The 15,566-nt window shown below is 36.6% G+C and carries 16 protein-coding genes and 1 riboswitch; of the genes, 2 read left to right on the top strand and 14 right to left on the bottom strand.

Annotation, left to right across the window (positions count from 1 at the left end; all coding sequences use genetic code 11):
- Positions 1 to 4 precede the first annotated feature (4 nt).
- Positions 5 to 168, bottom strand: a riboswitch (Lysine riboswitch).
- 41 nt (positions 169 to 209) lie between these two features.
- The 3 genes from V6E76_RS03900 to V6E76_RS03910 are packed head-to-tail and all read right to left on the bottom strand — an operon-like array spanning position 210 to position 3,231.
- Positions 210 to 1,529, bottom strand: a complete 1,320-nt coding sequence (locus V6E76_RS03900; RefSeq protein ID WP_166627224.1) for a bifunctional metallophosphatase/5'-nucleotidase — start codon at positions 1,527 to 1,529, stop codon at positions 210 to 212.
- Between the two features lie 12 nt (positions 1,530 to 1,541).
- Positions 1,542 to 2,369: a sulfite exporter TauE/SafE family protein gene (locus tag V6E76_RS03905; RefSeq protein ID WP_247350238.1), complete on the bottom strand. Its 828-nt coding sequence runs from the start codon at positions 2,367 to 2,369 to the stop codon at positions 1,542 to 1,544.
- Positions 2,370 to 2,382: 13 nt separating this feature from the next.
- On the bottom strand, positions 2,383 to 3,231 hold the full coding sequence (locus V6E76_RS03910) for a DUF72 domain-containing protein (protein ID WP_026867354.1): 849 nt from the start codon (positions 3,229 to 3,231) through the stop codon (positions 2,383 to 2,385).
- A gap of 51 nt (positions 3,232 to 3,282) precedes the next feature.
- Here V6E76_RS03910 and V6E76_RS03915 point away from each other — a divergent pair, with 51 nt between their 5' ends.
- Positions 3,283 to 4,185, top strand: coding sequence for an EamA family transporter (locus V6E76_RS03915; protein WP_247350235.1), 903 nt, complete (start codon positions 3,283 to 3,285; stop codon positions 4,183 to 4,185).
- 42 nt (positions 4,186 to 4,227) lie between these two features.
- On the opposite strand, the gene V6E76_RS03920 is transcribed toward V6E76_RS03915, so the two are convergent.
- The 10 genes from V6E76_RS03920 to V6E76_RS03965 all read right to left on the bottom strand — a co-directional run bounded on the left by V6E76_RS03920 (position 4,228) and on the right by V6E76_RS03965 (position 13,351).
- Positions 4,228 to 4,776, bottom strand: coding sequence for a thioredoxin family protein (locus V6E76_RS03920; protein ID WP_247350232.1), 549 nt, complete (start codon positions 4,774 to 4,776; stop codon positions 4,228 to 4,230).
- Positions 4,777 to 4,841: 65 nt separating this feature from the next.
- Positions 4,842 to 5,237, bottom strand: a complete 396-nt coding sequence (locus tag V6E76_RS03925) for a hypothetical protein (protein WP_166627227.1) — start codon at positions 5,235 to 5,237, stop codon at positions 4,842 to 4,844.
- 123 nt (positions 5,238 to 5,360) lie between these two features.
- Positions 5,361 to 6,782 carry an AbgT family transporter gene (locus tag V6E76_RS03930; protein ID WP_247350229.1) on the bottom strand — a complete coding sequence of 474 codons (1,422 nt, stop codon included), beginning with the start codon at positions 6,780 to 6,782 and terminating at the stop codon, positions 5,361 to 5,363.
- Between the two features lie 124 nt (positions 6,783 to 6,906).
- The gene (gene sufB, locus V6E76_RS03935; RefSeq protein WP_166627229.1) at positions 6,907 to 8,304 is read right to left on the bottom strand and encodes a Fe-S cluster assembly protein SufB; all 1,398 of its coding nucleotides are present in this window, start codon (positions 8,302 to 8,304) and stop codon (positions 6,907 to 6,909) included.
- A gap of 20 nt (positions 8,305 to 8,324) precedes the next feature.
- Positions 8,325 to 8,762: a Fe-S cluster assembly sulfur transfer protein SufU gene (sufU, locus tag V6E76_RS03940; RefSeq protein WP_026867350.1), complete on the bottom strand. Its 438-nt coding sequence runs from the start codon at positions 8,760 to 8,762 to the stop codon at positions 8,325 to 8,327.
- Positions 8,752 to 9,978 carry a cysteine desulfurase gene (locus V6E76_RS03945; protein WP_247350226.1) on the bottom strand — a complete coding sequence of 409 codons (1,227 nt, stop codon included), beginning with the start codon at positions 9,976 to 9,978 and terminating at the stop codon, positions 8,752 to 8,754. Before V6E76_RS03945 ends, sufU begins: the two co-directional genes overlap by 11 nt.
- A gap of 17 nt (positions 9,979 to 9,995) precedes the next feature.
- Positions 9,996 to 11,309: a Fe-S cluster assembly protein SufD gene (gene sufD, locus V6E76_RS03950; RefSeq protein WP_026867348.1), complete on the bottom strand. Its 1,314-nt coding sequence runs from the start codon at positions 11,307 to 11,309 to the stop codon at positions 9,996 to 9,998.
- 15 nt (positions 11,310 to 11,324) lie between these two features.
- The gene (gene sufC, locus V6E76_RS03955) at positions 11,325 to 12,107 is read right to left on the bottom strand and encodes a Fe-S cluster assembly ATPase SufC (RefSeq protein ID WP_026867347.1); all 783 of its coding nucleotides are present in this window, start codon (positions 12,105 to 12,107) and stop codon (positions 11,325 to 11,327) included.
- Between the two features lie 221 nt (positions 12,108 to 12,328).
- Positions 12,329 to 12,673 carry a DUF4870 domain-containing protein gene (locus V6E76_RS03960; RefSeq protein WP_035857135.1) on the bottom strand — a complete coding sequence of 115 codons (345 nt, stop codon included), beginning with the start codon at positions 12,671 to 12,673 and terminating at the stop codon, positions 12,329 to 12,331.
- Positions 12,674 to 12,772: 99 nt separating this feature from the next.
- On the bottom strand, positions 12,773 to 13,351 hold the full coding sequence (locus V6E76_RS03965; protein WP_247350213.1) for a DUF4352 domain-containing protein: 579 nt from the start codon (positions 13,349 to 13,351) through the stop codon (positions 12,773 to 12,775).
- Positions 13,352 to 13,707: 356 nt separating this feature from the next.
- On the opposite strand from V6E76_RS03965, the gene cyoE reads away from it, so the two are divergent.
- Positions 13,708 to 14,613, top strand: a complete 906-nt coding sequence (gene cyoE, locus V6E76_RS03970; RefSeq protein WP_247350211.1) for a heme o synthase — start codon at positions 13,708 to 13,710, stop codon at positions 14,611 to 14,613.
- A 76-nt stretch (positions 14,614 to 14,689) separates the two neighbouring features.
- Here the strand turns inward: cyoE and V6E76_RS03975 are convergent, their stop codons facing one another.
- Positions 14,690 to 15,535 (bottom strand): MetQ/NlpA family ABC transporter substrate-binding protein, encoded by an 846-nt coding sequence (locus tag V6E76_RS03975; RefSeq protein ID WP_247350192.1) that lies wholly within the window; start codon positions 15,533 to 15,535, stop codon positions 14,690 to 14,692.
- Positions 15,536 to 15,566: the final 31 nt, after the last annotated feature.

Consider the following 15,566-nt stretch of genomic DNA (forward strand, 5'->3'; position numbering starts at 1 on the left):
TCCAATGTACTGTAGCGCATCATATAACTGACAGTCCTTAGTCTCTTAAACTAAGACCCAGAATAAGTACCCGCCGGTCTTATTCTTCGGCGTCTTTCCCTTTCGATATTCCTAATCGCATGCCTGCTAGAATATTTACTGATAAAAAACGCAACCTCTACTTTTTTTATTCAATTGTTTTTCATTATAACACAAGCTTTTATAAATGACTATAAGCATTTTAAATAGTTCTTGATAATGTCGCGGAGTAAATCTGGCATCATATAATCTTTTTTTGAATATCTAAACTGTGGGAAAATACGACCAAATGTATACATATCTAAAGTACCAAGTGAATATGTACGTCCATCATCAATTAATTCATTGCCGATGTAATACTCTCTCTCAGATTGAACGTACGATATATTATCCATGACAAAGGCACCAAATATATCACCTCTAAAACCGAGGCCCCTGACAATCTCATCCTTATACTCATGACGATTTGCTTCTGTAAAAACTTCTTTCATTTCTCGTCCTGTCAACTCGATTTTCACAGCATTAATCGCGTGTGGTAATACTTTGTGTAAAGCATACTCTGTCAATTCTCCACCTTCAAACGGACTCGCCACTAGACCAGTATGAATAAGACCTACATCACTGTCTGTAAAATCTCGTATCATATAAGCTAGTAAGGATGCAAAACGAGAGGCAGAATACAGTCGTCTTTCAATCGGATAGGCGTCACTTTTAATCACTGTATTACTCAGCATTTCTTTACCGAGTTGATAATAATTGTTTTCTTTAGGTGCAAGGAAGTCGGCCTCAATCAATTTTGCATTTTTACCGATCAATTTTTTACCTTGAAAGTTCAAGGTCACTTCTCCAATATACTCACCGTATCGACCAGCGGCAGCTAAGAGTACGCCATTAATGCGCTCGCCATAATCAAAGTGGTGATGTGTGTGTGAAGATAAAATCAAATCAATCTCTGGAAAGCGGTTCGCTAAATTTTCATCATCATACATACCAAGATGGCTTAGCATAACAATGACATCCACCTTACCCCGAAGTTCAGCTAAATATTTTTCAACCCATGAGAATGCATCTGCAACTTCCCAGTCTAAGGCTAAGTAAAATGGGGTAAATTCAACAGTCGCCGCTATAAAACCAATCTTAACACCCTTCACTTCCTTAATAGTGTAGGGTTTAAAAAATGGATTATCCGCACCAACCTCTCTTAAGTTTGTACAAATAACATCAAAGTTCGCATCATCATAAAGGTGTTTCAATTGATCTTTTGTAAGGGTAATACCTTCATTATTCCCTATCGTCGCAACATCGCATGTCGCTTCGTTTAATAGTTCAATATTTCCTTTACCGAGCGTTGCCTCAGTGTATGGATGTGAGCGGTCAACATGATCACCAATGTCCACATATACCATGTTATCTCTGTATTGGTGTCTTTTATCGTTAAGAAAACTAGTAAATTTCACATAGTTATCTAACGCACTGTGAATATCATTTGTGTGATAAATCTTCACTTCCATACTATACACTCCTTAGAAAAAAGTTTGAGAAATTAAATATATACCCAGTAGGAATAGAACAGAACGTAAGATGATAACGAGACTGTTTGAGTTGAATTTCTGATTAATCTTAACACCTATATTCGCACCTAAAATAGCAGCAGGCACAAGTAAGAGTATATACATAAAGACGACATTCCCTTGTAGTATATGACCTGAGGCAGAGGATAAGCCAGAAAAGAAGACCATCATCATACTTGTACCAATGGCAATAGTCGGTGGCATACGAAAGACCATCAACATGAGCGGCGTCATCAGTACGCCACCACCAATACCGAAGAGCCCCGTTACAAAACCAACTAGAAACGTAATTGCAATAGCCAGATACGGTGGGAAACCATAGTGATAGACATTCCCCATATTGTCTCTATGAGGCTTCATATATTTAGGATTTTGAAATATTTTTAATGGTTTAATCTTGTTTCTAACGACCAACAAAATAGAAACAAAAATTAGGAAGACACCAAAGTATAAATTGAAACTATCCACTGTAAAAAGACTACTCGCATAAGAACCTGTGAAGGCTCCAGGAATTAGTCCGATTAAAAATAGCGTACCATTTTGTCTATCAACTTGATTGTTTTTTGCATACGACCACATCGCACTTAAGCCTGTGAAAATTAATAGCATACTAGATGTACCGACAGCTGTTTGAGGTGTTATCGAAGGTAAGAGCCCTAAAGATAGTCCGAAATACATTAGTGCAGGCACAACAATAACACCCCCGCCAATACCGACGAGTGATCCTAAAATAGAAGAGAGTAACCCGATTAACATCAGTATAATGACAACTGTAATCATGTCGTCCAGCCCCTTAGAATAGTTTCAATTGTTTAGGAAATAGCCCGCTATATTCAATATCCATTAAATCTATAAAAGTCTTGGCATTTCCTGCAGCATGGCCACCGGAATTATTATTAAAGACGATATATATATGTTTCGTTTTATGTTTTAGAATATCCACTTGTCTTTTCAACCAAGCGAGCTCATCTTTGTTATAATCATATAGATAACGTACCTCACGCCACTCATCAGAAGTTCGATTTTGCTGGGTCCAACCATGTACGTTACGACCATGTAGTCTAATAAAGGCAATATCATCAGTGACTCTGTTAACAAATGGTATTGACCCGATACCAGCATTGGGTTCGTCACAAATACTGTGAATCAATTCTGAGTCATGTAAAAAACTAAGCGTTTCTTCTTTATACTCATCTTGAAACCATGTTTGGTTACGAAATTCTACTGCAATTTTGTATGGTTTTAATAATTCTGTTGCAAATTTTACATATCTTATATTTTTACTTGTACAATCAAACCACGGTGGAAATTGTAGTAAGACAAAAGCGAGTTTATTTCTTTCTTGCATTGGTTTTAACATATCTTTAAATGCTATAAAGACATCTTTAATTGAATCATAGTAATCACGATAATCACTATGCCCTGTCATAAATTGATGTGCCTTAACAACAAATTTAAATGACTCTGGTGTCTCCTGACACCATTTTTCTATTGTAGATGTTCTTTGTATGGCATAATATGTAGCATCGAGTTCTACAATTGGAAAATGTGAAGCATAAGTCATCAATTTATCTTTTTTGTTTGACAGTTCTGTATATAGTGAATCATGGTCACCCCAGCCTGTCAGTCCTATAAAAATCATTCAATCACCTTACTTCATTTTACCACATTTAATAAAGGAGGTATGCCAACCATGAAAAATGAAAATCATATCAAAGGTTTAATTTTTGTTATAATCGGTGCCTCTTTATGGGGAATTGGGGGTACTGCATCAGATTACATACTTACGCATACACCGACTAATGTCTCTTGGTATGTCACTGCGAGATTATTAATTAGCGGTGTGATTTTACTGTCCATATACACCTTATTTTTTAGAAAAAGACATCGTACTGTTTGGACAAAACATACTACTCTAATGTTTTTAATCTACTCGATTTTCGGAATGACTATGGTTCAATATACATTTATGGCTGCCATCGGTTATGGAAATGCTGCCGTAGCAACTGTCTTACAGTGTACGGGGCCAATATATATTATCCTTTACGCCATCTTTAAGAAATATAGACCATGGACTAAATTTGAAGCGATAATAATACTTGCGATGATCATAGGTGTATTTTTAATTGCTACAAATGGCAACATTGAAAGCCTATCAGTACCACCACTTGCTTTGGCATTCGGTCTCTTATCTGGTATCGCACTTGCTTACTACACCATTCATGCACCAGTATTAATGCAATACTTACACCCACTTCAACTTGTAGGTGGGTCAATGCTAGTCGGTGGTATACTAATGAATTTTATTCATCCGATTTGGGAATTTGAATATCAATTTGATTGGACCTTTACCCAAATTCTTATTTTGGTGCTATCCATTTTACTCGGTACAACACTCGCCTTTTTCTTATATATCACAAGTACAAAATATTTAAGCTCTACAGAGACAGGTATACTAGGTTTACTAGAGCCTGTATCTGCAGTGATTACATCAGTATTACTTTTAAATGTGAGCTTAGGTATTTACCAATCCATCGGAATCATAATAATTCTAGCTGTTGGAATATTTATCAGTACAAGAAAACAGAAGGCCTAATAAAAAAGACTTAGAAATCTGTATGATTTCTAAGTCTTTTTGTTACGAACTTAATACTTGTTTTAAATCCGTTTCCACTGCTTGCCACAGTTCTGGTGATGTAGAGAATTTTTCTCTCATCTCTTTTTTAACACCTTCAAAGGCCGCCTCATATTCAGCTGTGCCTTTTTCTGGCATGTCTTTCATTAAGTCTTTTTGAATTAAGTCAGTCATCGGTGCTTTTGGTCCCCAAACTGCTACTTCTTCATTTGAATTGTTAAGTGCAATAACCTTAGGAATGACTCTATTACCATTAGTTAAATATTCATCCATTAATTCTAGATTTTCATCTCTTAAGGCAACTCTAACATCCGTTTCCGCTGCTTCTGACAATTTAAACAAAATTGCAAGGTTTAACATGCAATGTGCACACCAAGGTTCAGCAATGACCAATAATTTTCTGCCACTCTCTTTTAAGCGTTCAAAATCTGAATCCTGTTGAACTTCGTGTTCATCGTAAATTTTATCGAAACCGGATTTTAGATCTGAAAGAGTCTGACGATATGCATCAATTGTAAGCCCTGAATCATAATATGCTTTTAAGTTAACCATTTAACTTCCCGCCTTCATTTAGTGATTACTTCCATTATAAAGGCACATCTCGGTTCCTCCAAATATTATACTTTTTGTTCGTAGTTTGAAGTATTAGATTCTCTTAAATTTAAGAATAAATTGATCCCGAATAAGATAATAGCAATGAGAAACATTGGTCCACCTATAAAAGTGAATATATGCGCAACCCCTGGATTGACTTGTACATAAAAAGTACTAAAGATAAATAAAGGTACACCAATATGGTATAGCCAAAACGTTGCTATACCTAATTTATTCTTCGCCAAATGAGGATAAACACATAATACAGCACCTATACCAAGCGTTGTTAACCAACCAACAACATTCGTGTGTGCATGTCCTGCTGCCCAGTTTAATTGAATCGTATACGACATAAATAAACCAACTGATATCCCGATAACTAAATACAACACAGCTAACTTAAGCCAAGTCGGGCCCATGAAATTCCTCCTTATATTTGTATTTATTTCCATCATATCACCTAAATATAATTGTGCAAATTTTCTGTACATTTATTAAAGTAAAAAAAGAAACTCAAACTAAAGTCTGAGTTTCTGACATTATTATTGCAAGTGAATTAAAGTCGCTACAACTAAAGCAATTGCTGCGATAACTAACCATATCAATGTTAACTTCCAAATAAATTTGACCCATTTAATATATGGTATACCTGCGACAGCTAAGACACCCATAAGAGATGCAGATGTTGGGATAATACTATTTGTAATTGCATCACCATACTGATATGCCAGTACAGCTACTTGTCTAGGTATCTCTTGTAAATCAGAGATCGGCACCATAACAGGCATTGTTGTCATAGCTTGACCTGAGCCTGATGGAATAAAGAAATTAATAAACACTTGTACGATAAGCATACCGACTGCGGTGAGAGAGTTTGGTACAAGGTCTAATACAGAGCTCATACTATAAATAATCGTATCTATAATTAGTCCTGACTCAAGGACTACAAGTATCGCTCTAGCGAAACCAACAATGATTGCACCATAAACTACGATTTTCATACCATCTATGAAAGAATCAAAAATGTCATTAAGTTTTAATCCACCAACAAAACCAATGATTATACCTACTACAAAGAAGTTTGCGGCAAGCTCTGTTAAGAACCAGTCGTACTGAAAGATACCAAACACATTAATCGCAATTGTCAAAGCGAATAACACAACGATAACGATATGTCTCTTTGACAATTCAAATTTCTCCATGTCCGCATCGGTGAAATTGAGCTGCCCATATTGTCCTTCGTTGTAAACAAGGCTTTTAGTTGGATCATTTTTAACTTTCTTAGCATAGCGCATTACATACAAAATTCCAGCCGCTAAAACAATAATATAAACAACAGTTCTAAAGCCCCATCCCGAGAATATTGGTAACTCCGCAATACCATGGGCGACACCAACAGTAAATGGATTAAACATCCCTCCTATAAAACCTGATGCGGCTCCTAAGGTAACCATTGCAGTCCCGACCATAGCATCATAACCGAGTGCTACAGCTAACATGATACCGATGGGTACAAAAATAATTGCTTCTTCGGACATACCGGTTGTAAATCCTAGTACAGAAAAGATGAACATGACAACAGGTATTAAAAGCACTTCATTATTACCAACATTTCTCATTACTTTTTGAATGATTGCTTCAATCGCTCCTGTAGAACGTATAACTCCAAAAGCGCCACCAATTAAAAAGATATAAAATACAATGCTTGATGCTTCCATCAAACCATTCGGTATCGCCATAAATAAATCCATCAAGGAAACTGGACTTTGCTCCACAGCATGATAACTATCACTGACAACTTCTACACGGTCATCAACTTCTACACGGTCGTATTCCCCTGCTGGAATTACGTAGGACAATGCAGCACCGATAATGACTATAGCAAGTAATATCGCATAGGTATGAGGAAACTTACTCGAAAAATCTTTATTACTTCCCTTTGTTTGATTTGTTTCTTCCTTCACTAAAAACCACCCCTAAATGTATATTAGTTCTAATACCCTCATTCACAAATAATACACATTTATAGAAAAATAAAAAAAGACTTAGAAATCAAGTTGATTTCTAAGCCCTTAAAAATTTTATAGATTAACCGATTGAACCTTCCATCTCATAAGAGATTAGGCGGTTCATCTCAACGGCATATTCCATTGGAAGTTCTTTAGTGAATGGTTCGATGAAGCCCATAACGATCATTTCTGTCGCTTCTTCTTCACCTAAACCACGACTCATTAGATAGAACAATTGCTCTTCTGATACTTTAGAAACTTTCGCTTCGTGTTCTAATGAGATATTGTCATTTAATATTTCATTATATGGAATCGTATCTGAAGTTGATTCATTATCCATAATTAACGTATCACATTCGATGTTTGAACGTGCACCATGTGCTTTTCTACCAAATCTTACTTGACCACGGTAAGATACTTTACCGCCACCTTTAGCAATCGATTTAGAAACGATTGTAGAAGATGTGTTCGGCGCTAAGTGAATCATTTTAGCACCAGCATCTTGAAGTTGACCTTTACCAGCAAGTGCGATAGAAAGCGTCATACCACGAGACCCTTCACCTCTTAGGTAGATTGAAGGATATTTCATCGTAATCTTAGAACCAATGTTACCGTCAATCCATTCCATCGTACCATTTTCATCAACAAAAGTACGTTTAGTTACTAGGTTATATACATTATTTGCCCAGTTTTGGATTGTTGTATAACGGCAGTATGCATCACGTTTAACAATGATTTCTACGACAGCTGAGTGTAGTGAATTCGTTGTATAAACAGGTGCTGTACAACCCTCTACATAGTGAACACTTGAACCTTCATCACAGATAATTAGTGTACGTTCGAATTGACCCATGTTCTCAGAGTTAATACGGAAGTATGCTTGTAACGGTGTATCTAATTTAACACCTGGTGGGCAGTAAATGAATGATCCACCAGACCATACAGCTGAGTTTAAAGCAGCAAATTTATTGTCTGTAATCGGCACTACAGTAGAGAAATACTCTTTGAATAACTCCTCATTTTCTCTTAGTGCAGAGTCAGTATCTTTAAAGATTACACCTTTTTCTTCTAGATCTTGTTCCATGTTGTGGTATACAACTTCTGATTCATACTGTGCAGAAACACCTGCGAGGTATTTTTGTTCTGCTTCAGGAATACCTAATTTATCAAAGGTACGCTTGATTTCATCAGGTACTTCGTCCCAAGAACGTTCAGTTTGCTCTGATGGTTTTACATAGTAAGTAATATCATCAAAGTTCAATTCTGATAAATCCCCACCCCACATAGGCATAGGGCGTTTATAGAAGTGTTTAAGTGCCTTAAGACGGAATTCGAGCATCCATTCAGGCTCTTCTTTCATCTTAGAGATTTCTCTGACAATCTCTTCTGTTAATCCTCTATCGGAACGGAAGATTGAGATGTCTTTATCGTGGAAACCATATTTGTAATCGCCAATATCCAATGCTTCTTTGACCATATATGATCACTCCTCAATTATTATTTATCGGATTCTTTAAACCCTTTTTCGAGTGCTTTCCAAGTGAGTGTTGCACATTTGATACGTGCAGGGAATTGATTGACACCTTGCAGTGCCTCAACGTCACCCATATCATCAGTGATGTTATAGTCCTCACCAAGCATCATATTAGAAAATTCATTTGCCATCTCGAGTGCGCGTTCAACAGATTCGTTCATGATCGCTTCTGTCATCATCGAGGCACTTGCCATAGAAATCGAACAGCCTTGCCCTTGGAACTTAACATCTTTTACGATTCCAGACTCAACATTTAATGTTAGCTGAATTTCGTCACCACAAGTCGGGTTATTCATTTCAATTGTCATTGAGCCATTTTCAACAACCCCTTTATTTCTTGGGTTCTTGTAATGGTCCATGATGACTGAACGATACAGTTGATTTAAGTTGTTAAAATTCATAAGAGAAAAACTCCTTCGTTTTTTCCAAGCTCTCGATAAACTGATCTATCTCTTCGATGGTGTTGTAAATGTAAAAGCTCGCTCTTGCTGTTGAGTGTGCTTGACACCATTTCATCAATGGCTGAGCACAGTGGTGACCTGCCCTAACTGCAATGCCCTCTGAGTCCAGTGCAGTAGCAAGGTCATGTGGGTGAACCCCTTTTAGATTAAAGGTAATCAGTCCCGCACGCTGACTTTTGGCCGGACCGTAAATCTCAATGCCTTCAATTTCAGACATCTTGTCATAGGCATATTCTACAAGCTCTTTCTCATAAGCATGGATGTTGTCGAGGCCTAAGTTGTTGAGATAGTCGATAGCAGCATTTAAACCAACTGCTTCGGCAATCATAGGTGTACCTGCTTCAAATTTCACAGGTAAGTCAGTCCATGTAGATTCTGTTTTATAAACATAATCTATCATATCTCCACCGTATTCAATTGGCTCCATTTTATCAAGTAAATCAGCTTTTCCATACAGAATGCCAATTCCTGTAGGACCTAGCATTTTGTGTCCGCTAAAGGCATAGAAATCTACATCTAGGTCCTGTACATCTACTGTCATATGCGGTACCGCTTGGGCTCCATCAACTGCAATGTAAGCACCGTGTTCATGGGCGATTTCAGCCATAGCTTTTATATCGTTAATTGTACCAAGTACGTTAGATACATGAGTGATTGCTACAATTTTTGTGTTTTCTGTTATAACACTTCTTAGACTGTCTAGAGTAATCGTCCCGTCAGCTTCAAGAGGAACGAAAACGAGTTTCGCGTCTTTACGCTTTGCAAGTTCTTGCCATGGCACTAAATTGGCATGGTGTTCCATTTCAGTGACGATGATTTCATCACCTGCTTCAATCACTAGTTCACCAAAGCTTCTAGCAACTAGATTAATTGCGGCAGTTGTCCCGCGTGTATAAACAATCTCTTCAAAGCGTTTTGCATTGATGAAGCTACGTACTTTCATACGTGCTTTTTCATAAGCATCAGTCGCTTTAGTTCCGAGCGTGTGAACTCCACGGTGAACATTTGAATTATATGTTCTGTAGTAGTCATTCATTGCATCGATAACTTGTACTGGAGATTGGCTCGTTGCAGACGTGTCTAAATATATAAGGTCTTTTCCGTTTACCTGACATTCAAGTATCGGGAAATCCTGACGGATTTTATTTATATCCAAGTCAGTGTCCTCCCTTCTTAAGATAAGACTTTAAGTTCAATGACCTCTTTAAGTTGTTTCTTAACTTTTTCAATTGGTAGGGCTGAAACAACTGCATCTAGGAAACCGTGAATAACAAGGCGTTCTGCTTCCTTCTTATCAATTCCACGACTCATTAGATAGAAGAGCTGTAATTCGTCAACACGACCGACAGATGCTGCGTGTCCAGCAGTTACATCATCTTCGTCAATTAAAAGGATAGGGTTTGCGTCACCGCGTGCATCTCCACTTAACATAAGTACACGAGATTCTTGTTGTGCATCTGCTTTAGTTGCACCGTGTTTAATATATCCAATACCATTAAAGATACTGCTTCCCTTATCTTTCATTACACCGTGTTTTAAAATGTGACCATTAGATTCTTTACCATAATGAATAATTTGTGTTGTAAAGTTAGACGTTTGTTCACCACGTCCGACGTGAACAATTTTCAATTCTGACTCGGAACGATCACCCATTAAGTATGTTGTATTATCATAGATGATATTTGAATCGTTCATTAGACCTAGTGCCCAATCAATGTTCGCATCATCAAATGCCACACCGCGACGGTTTACATAACCAGTCATTTCTTTAGGTAAGAAATCTACAGATCCGTAAGTGATCTTTGCGTTGTTGTTGGCAATAACTTCAGAGATAATATTAATTTTCTCTGTTGAAGACTCTAGGTTTGAGAAATAGTTTTCTACAAAAGTAACTTCTGAACCTTCATCTGCAACAACTAAAACGTGATTAAACAATGAAGCCGTCTCGTCATCGTGTAGGACAACAGATTGAATTGGTTCTTCAATGATGACATCTTTTGGTACATAGATGAACACACCGCCATTTAGCATAGCTGCATGGTAGGCAGCAAGTTTGTTTTCATCAACTTTTACACCTTCGGTCATGAAATATTTTTCAAGAAGTTCAGGGTGATTTTCACTTGCTTCAATTATATTTTCTACAATAACACCTTTATTTTTTAAGCCTTCATCTAACTGTAGGTAGGCAGGTGTATTGTTGTGTTGTACGTATATATTTTGTACATTTTCTAGATCGATTAAGTTTTTAACACCTTCTGGTAACTCTTCTAAAGTGTTGTATGTGCTACTTTCAACAACTGGAGAAGTGATGTTAAAGAAATCCCATTTATCTACTTTAGTCTTGTCAGGTTTAATCATGTCAAGACTATCAAATTTTTCTACAGCTTCTTTTCTTTTACTGATCAAAAACTCAGATTCACTTCTTGCTGTAGCATCAGCAATTATGTCTTCTTTGTTCAGTTCGAATGCGTTTAATTCAGTAGTCATAGTGATCCTCCTGTCTTATTTATCTTCAGCGGCGTTAGTTTCATCAATGCCAAGTTCTTCTTTAATCCAATCGTAACCATCAGTTTCAAGACGTTCAGCTAGTTCTTTACCGCCAGATTTTACCACTTTACCTTTCATCATTACGTGGACAACATCAGGAGTGATGTAGTTCAACAGGCGTTGGTAGTGAGTGATGATTAGTGAACCGAAATCTTGACCACGAAGTTTGTTAATACCGTCAGAAACTACACGTAGCGCGTCAATATCAAGACCTGAGTCGATTTCATCTAAGATACCGAATTTAGGTTCAAGCATCATTAACTGAAGGATTTCATTACGTTTTTTCTCACCGCCGGAGAAACCTTCGTTAAGATAACGTGTTGCCATGTCTGGATCCATTTCTAAATATTCCATGTTCTTATCTAATTTCTTAATGAATTCCATTAAGTTAATTTCGTCGCCCTCTTCACGGCTTGCATTGATTGCAGAACGTAGGAAATCAGAGTTTGTTACACCTGAGATTTCTGATGGATACTGCATTCCTAGGAATAAACCAGCTTTCGCACGCTCGTCTACATCTAATTCTAAAATGTTCTCTCCATCAACAAGTACTTCACCTTCAGTTACATCATAGCTTGGGTGACCCATAATTGCTTGAGCAAGTGTAGATTTACCTGTACCGTTAGGTCCCATTACAGCATGAATTTCACCTTGTTTAATAGTAAGGTTTACGCCCTTTAATATTTCTTTACCGTCGATTTCAACGTGTAGATTTTTTATTTCTAAAACAGATACCATGTCTAATCCTCCAATTGAAATTTAGTTTGTCTGATACTAGTATAGTTTATAATAATTCTAATCTATAGTCAAAGTACCAGTCTACTGTTACCATCTATATATTATATATCAGAATCCACGCGGTTTAAAGGTTTTGGCTCTAATTATGACCACTTTAATCAGATTTAAAGAAAACCTCACTAAATGACTTTAATATCATTTAGTGAGGTTTAATCAAATACTTATTTAAAGATATCGATTGTGAATGGTGGCTTGTATGACTCACCATTAATTGCTTTTACAATGCCGATAATCGCAAATACGTAGAATGCAATCGTGACTATTGGTCCGAGTACAAAACCGATTAAAATTGCAGTTGTTAACCAAGCGACAAACATGTAGATTGTGTAAGATAGACCAAAGTTCGCTACATCTCTAAGTGCGACAGCAGTTGTTGGTTCATCATCTTTTTTCAGTGCCCAAATTAGAAGTGGTCCAACAACAGCAGTGAATAGTGAAATAACATAAGACACCAAGACGAGCGTGCTGTCAAAACCAGTTTTTGGCGTATTGTAATCTTCATTCATTTTAATTGCCCCTTTTATTATAAGATAGGTGCTAATGTAATTTTACCATCTATAGGGTGTGTATACAATCGATAGGGTTAATGATTACTAAAACTTTCCTTATTTAATTGGTAAGCTGTAAGTCGTTTCTGTTGGCATGCCATTTTCAAATTTTAAATAGTATCCTCCTGAACCCAATTCTGAATCCATCGAGTAAACTAAATCAAATGTTGCTTCTTCGTCAACTGCTAATTCTTGGTTTAAATCTTCTTCAGAGAAATCAAAAATAAATTGCTCTCCACCGCCTTCTCTGTCAGATTCAATAATATCAGGAAATACATATTCACCAATAACAATAGGTTCGTCAGAGATATTTTTAACTGTTAAATTGACCACCCCTAAGAAGACTGATTCTGGTGCGTTGATAATGACTTCTTCAACAGGTTGACCATCGTATTCTTTGACCTGGTCTAGTGAATTGACGGTAACCTCATACTTAGCATCAAACTCATAACTCTCTACTTGTGTAGTGTCACCTATTTCATAAATTTCATCTGATTTACCTTCTTCAGAATTAGAACTTTCATCCTCTGTTTCTTCACTCACTTCACTTGTGTCAGTGGCTTCAGTGTTTTCTTCATTCCCACATGCCGTTAGTGCAAATAGTGTAAATACAAAAAATAATAATAGTTTTTTCATCTTAGATGCTCCCATAACTTATGATAATTATTCCCTTAAATCAATTGTTATCTATGTTACCTTAAAATATTACTATTTACATTATTAATTTAAATATTTATAAAAAACCAAGCAGCTTTTGCTGCCTGGCAAAGGGGTTTACTTTATAAAATCAATTGCATCAACTAAAATTGATTAGTCGAAACAATGATTTCACTCAATTGAATTATTACGAAATCCGTTCTATTTATATAACAGTTATTTACCCAACCCCTTTTCCTTGAAACATCTTTGTCACAAAAAAATCGAATAATTTTTCTGATGCTTTCTTATGACTGTTATAATATAGCTTAATCATTAAATTGCGAGGGACTACATTGGAAACTGAACAAGTTCATAAGCGTAAGTCTATTAACTTACAAACATTATTTATAAACATTAAATACCTACTTAAAGGGAAAGTACTTATCGCAAATGTCCTACCTGTATTCACAGCGTTTTGGCTTGCTTTACACTTTACCCACCAGTCATTTTTCGATCACCTTGGTACTTTTTTCATAACCATGATTTCCAGTACTATGGTCATATCTGGTGCCCTAATGTTTAACAACTGGTTCGAGCATGACCTAGATACACAAATGGACCGTACAAAAAAGCGGCCAACTGTTACTGGTGACTTTCCTTTAAGAAATGTCTTAATTGCTGCAATCATTACAACAATCATCGGGTTGAGCATGATTTTTGTGGTGAATATTGAAGCTGGAATCTACTCATTTCTTGGCTGGTTTTTCTACGTCGTTCTCTACACCTTTTGGTCAAAACGACGCTATACCATCAATACGATTATCGGTAGTATTTCAGGTGCCTTTACACCTTTAATAGGTTGGGCCGTTATTACACCTGCGAATCATTTAGTACCATTAATGTTGTTTTACATTTTACTTATTTGGCAGATACCTCATACCATTTCAATCGCTATTAAAAGACTCGATGACTACACTAGAGCAGGCATACCGATGCTCCCAGTTGTCATTGGCACCAAGGCATCAATTCGCCAGAACTTATACTATGTGCTCGCTTTATTGCCCGTACCAATTATGCTCTTTGAATCGCTCGGTATAATCTTTTCAATTGTGTCAGCTTTACTGACCCTAGGATGGATTGTGCTATCTATTAAAGGTTATACTACACAGGATAAACACCGATGGGCGGAAATGAATTTAAGATACTCCCTCATCTACTTGATTGTTTCATTTATGTTGATGATTGTGCTAACGATATGATGAAAAATGTATATACTATTAACATAGTTCATTAAAAACCTCACTCGACTTGAAAGTCGAGTGAGGTTTTTCTTACTTATTCTGATGGAATAATATTACCGCTGTACTCTTCATCAATATATTGTTTGATCTCATCTGATTGTAGTACTTCGATTAATCTTTGTAGTTCTGGACGTTCTTCATCTCCAGATCTAACAGCAACTAGGTTAGCATAAGGTGATTCTCCGTCTTCAACTGCGATTGAATCTTCAACTGGATTCAATCCAGCATCAATTGCGAAGTTTGCATTAATAATAACAGCAGGTGCTTCATTATTTTCATACATATTAACTAAAAGCTCAGGTGCTGTATTGTTATCAAAGTTAAAGTCGTGAGGATTTTCAGTAATATCATCAAATGTTGCGTCTTGAATTTCAACGCCTTCTTCGATTTCTACTAAGCCAGCGTTAACGAAGAATGAAAGGAAACGTCCTTCTTCTGCAGGATTATTAGATACTAAGATAGTAGAGCCGTCTGGGATGTCTTCAAGTGAATCATAGTCATTTGAGAATACTGCCATAGGTTCGATATGGACATTACCGATGCTAGTTAGGTCATAGCCATGTGATTCAATTTCACCGTCTAAGTATGGTGTATGTTGAAAGAAGTTTGCATCGACTTCTTCATCTGCTAACAAACGGTTAGGTGTTGTATAGTCGTTAACGATTTCTACATCGACAGTTATATCTTCTTCAGCAAGAATTTCTGCTGCTTTTTCTAAAATCTCAGCGTGGGGTGCTGGTGATGCTGCGACTGAAATTTCAGCACCTTCCCCATCCGTTGATTCACCTTCTGAAGCAGAATCAGATTCTGAACCATTTCCACAAGCTGCTAAAACTAAAATAAGTGAAAACAATGTAACGAAACTAAAAAATTTCTTCATGCTAAATCCTCTTTTCTATAAATTTTTATAT

The sequence above is a fragment of the Jeotgalicoccus huakuii genome (assembly GCF_036665975.1).
GTDB classification, from domain to species: domain Bacteria; phylum Bacillota; class Bacilli; order Staphylococcales; family Salinicoccaceae; genus Jeotgalicoccus; species Jeotgalicoccus marinus.

What these genes read in the sequence shown, in the direction of transcription:
- V6E76_RS03915 (WP_247350235.1), top strand. Translation starts at nt 3,283, where the DNA reads ATGAAAAATGAAAATCATATCAAAGGTTTAATTTTTGTTATAATCGGT.
- V6E76_RS03905 (WP_247350238.1), bottom strand. Translation starts at nt 2,369, where the DNA reads ATGATTACAGTTGTCATTATACTGATGTTAATCGGGTTACTCTCTTCT.
- V6E76_RS03900 (WP_166627224.1), bottom strand. Translation starts at nt 1,529, where the DNA reads ATGGAAGTGAAGATTTATCACACAAATGATATTCACAGTGCGTTAGAT.
- sufD (WP_026867348.1), bottom strand. Translation starts at nt 11,309, where the DNA reads ATGACTACTGAATTAAACGCATTCGAACTGAACAAAGAAGACATAATT.
- V6E76_RS03965 (WP_247350213.1), bottom strand. Translation starts at nt 13,351, where the DNA reads ATGAAAAAACTATTATTATTTTTTGTATTTACACTATTTGCACTAACG.
- V6E76_RS03910 (WP_026867354.1), bottom strand. Translation starts at nt 3,231, where the DNA reads ATGATTTTTATAGGACTGACAGGCTGGGGTGACCATGATTCACTATAT.
- sufU (WP_026867350.1), bottom strand. Translation starts at nt 8,762, where the DNA reads ATGAATTTTAACAACTTAAATCAACTGTATCGTTCAGTCATCATGGAC.
- sufC (WP_026867347.1), bottom strand. Translation starts at nt 12,107, where the DNA reads ATGGTATCTGTTTTAGAAATAAAAAATCTACACGTTGAAATCGACGGT.
- V6E76_RS03920 (WP_247350232.1), bottom strand. Translation starts at nt 4,776, where the DNA reads ATGGTTAACTTAAAAGCATATTATGATTCAGGGCTTACAATTGATGCA.
- V6E76_RS03925 (WP_166627227.1), bottom strand. Translation starts at nt 5,237, where the DNA reads ATGGGCCCGACTTGGCTTAAGTTAGCTGTGTTGTATTTAGTTATCGGG.
- V6E76_RS03975 (WP_247350192.1), bottom strand. Translation starts at nt 15,535, where the DNA reads ATGAAGAAATTTTTTAGTTTCGTTACATTGTTTTCACTTATTTTAGTT.
- V6E76_RS03960 (WP_035857135.1), bottom strand. Translation starts at nt 12,673, where the DNA reads ATGAATGAAGATTACAATACGCCAAAAACTGGTTTTGACAGCACGCTC.
- sufB (WP_166627229.1), bottom strand. Translation starts at nt 8,304, where the DNA reads ATGGTCAAAGAAGCATTGGATATTGGCGATTACAAATATGGTTTCCAC.